2 protein-coding genes are annotated in these 2,204 nt (G+C 57.7%); both read right to left on the bottom strand.

From position 1 onward, the window contains the following. On the bottom strand, nt 1–722 hold a 722-nt coding region (gene sufC, locus CXY73_RS00160; protein ID WP_199185232.1), incomplete at its 3' end, for a Fe-S cluster assembly ATPase SufC. After that, entirely contained in the window at nt 722–2,188 is a 1,467-nt protein-coding gene (gene sufB, locus CXY73_RS00155) for a Fe-S cluster assembly protein SufB (protein ID WP_104176400.1), read from the bottom strand. The genes sufB and sufC, both read right to left, overlap by 1 nt. Nucleotides 2,189–2,204: the final 16 nt, after the last annotated feature.

Genomic DNA, 2,204 nt, shown 5'->3' with positions numbered 1-2,204 from the left:
GTATAGCCGTGCTCTTCGAGCTCGACGGCCAGGTCTTTGCCGCCAGAGCGCACGATTCTTCCGGCGGTCATAACATGCACCTGATCGGGCACGATGTAGTCCAAAAGGCGCTGGTGGTGCGTGATGACGAGCATGCTGCGGCCTTCATTGCGCAGGGCGTTCACACCACTGGCAACTATCCGGAGTGCGTCGATATCCAGACCGGAGTCCGTTTCGTCCAGGATCGCGAGTTTGGGCTCCAGGATTGCCATCTGCAAAATCTCGTTGCGTTTCTTCTCACCGCCGGAAAATCCCTCATTGACGGAGCGGCTCATGAAGGTCTGGTCCATCTCGACCAGCTTCATCCGCTCCTGGGCCAGCGCCAGAAAGTCCACCGGATCCAGCTCGTCCTGCCCGCGCTGTCGACGCAGGGAGTTCAACGCTGTACGCATGAAGTACATGTTTCCAACGCCTGGGATTTCGACCGGGTGCTGGAACGCCAGAAACACACCGGCGGCAGCGCGTTCTTCTGGCGAGAGGGCCAGCAGGTCTTGACCGTCATACGTGACGCTTCCTGAGATCTGGTACCCATCGCGGCCGATCAGCACACTGGCCAACGTGCTCTTTCCCGAACCATTTGGTCCCATGATCGCGTGGACTTGACCCGGCTTCAGCTCGAGATTCACCCCGCGCAAAATTTCTTTGTCCTCGATACTGGCGTGCAGTTCTTCGATTTTAAGCATTATCCAACGCTTCCTTCCAGGCTTACGGTTAACAGCTTTTGTGCCTCGACGGCGAATTCCATCGGCAGCATTTTGAAGACTTCACGGCAGAAACCGTTCACGATCATCGAGACCGCCTCTTCCTCAGGAATGCCGCGTTGGCGGCAGTAGAGCAGTTGCTCCTCGCCGATTTTGGAGGTGGAGGCCTCGTGCTCAACCTGACCGGTCTTGTTCTTCACCTCGATATAGGGGAGGGTGTGCGCACCGCTGTCCTTGCCGATCAACAGCGAATCGCACTGTGTGAAGTTGCGGGCACCGACGGCGGAATGTCGCATATCGACCAGCCCACGGTAGGTGTTCTGGCCGTGACCGGCCGAAATTGCCTTCGAGATGATGGTGCTCTTAGTGTTCTTGCCGATGTGCACCATTTTGCTGCCGGTATCAGCCTGCTGGTGCCTGGCCGTCAGCGCGACAGAGTAGAATTCCCCGATCGAGTTGTCGCCCTTAAGAACGACGCCAGGGTACTTCCAGGTGATCGACGATCCGGTCTCGACCTGGGTCCAGGAGATCTTCGAGTTCTTGCCAGACGCCATGCCGCGCTTGGTGACGAAGTTGTACACACCACCGTTGCCGTCGGCATCCCCCGGGTACCAGTTCTGCACCGTCGAGTACTTGATCTGTGCGTCATCAAGGGCGACCAGCTCAACAACGGCGGCATGGAGCTGGTTCGTGTCACGCACCGGGGCGGTGCATCCTTCGAGATAGCTCACGAAGGCGCCCTCTTCGGCAATGATCAGGGTACGTTCAAACTGACCGGTATCGGCCGCGTTGATGCGGAAGTAGGTGGACAGCTCCATCGGGCAGTGCACCCCCTCTGGGATATAACAGAACGAGCCATCGGTGAACACCGCCGCGTTCAGACATGCGAAAAAGTTGTCGTTGTACGGAACCACTGAACCGAGGTATTTGCGTACCAGGTCAGGGTGTTCTTGAACGGCTTCCGAGAAGGAGCAGAAAATGACTCCGACCTCGGCCAACTTGTCTTTAAACGTCGTCGCAACCGATACCGAATCGACGATCGCGTCGACCGCGACGCCGCTAAGCCGCTCTTGCTCGCCGAGAGAAATGCCCAGCTTGTCGAACATCTCCCGAAGCTCCGGGTCGACCTCGTCCATGCTGGCGAGACTCTTTTTTTTCGGCTTGGGAGCGGCGTAGTAGATGATGTCCTGGTAGTCAACTGGACCATACGACACATGCTGCCAGGTGGGCGCCGTCAGCGTGGTCCAATGCCGGTAGGCACGAAGTCGCCATTCCAAGAGCCAATCCGGCTCATTCTTCTTACTCGAGATCAGCCTGATGATGTCTTCGCTGAGCCCCCGGGGGGCGACATCGGTATCGAGGTCGGTCGTGAAACCGTACCGGTATTCTTGGTTTGCTAATTCTCGGACCTCGTCAGAGATCCCCGGCGCGATTGTGGGTGCACTCATTTACTTCTCCTTGTCA

Source organism: Cryobacterium sp. Y50, from assembly GCF_002929805.1.
Taxonomy (GTDB): domain Bacteria; phylum Actinomycetota; class Actinomycetes; order Actinomycetales; family Microbacteriaceae; genus Cryobacterium.
This window is presented reverse-complemented; position numbering and strand designations above follow the sequence as displayed.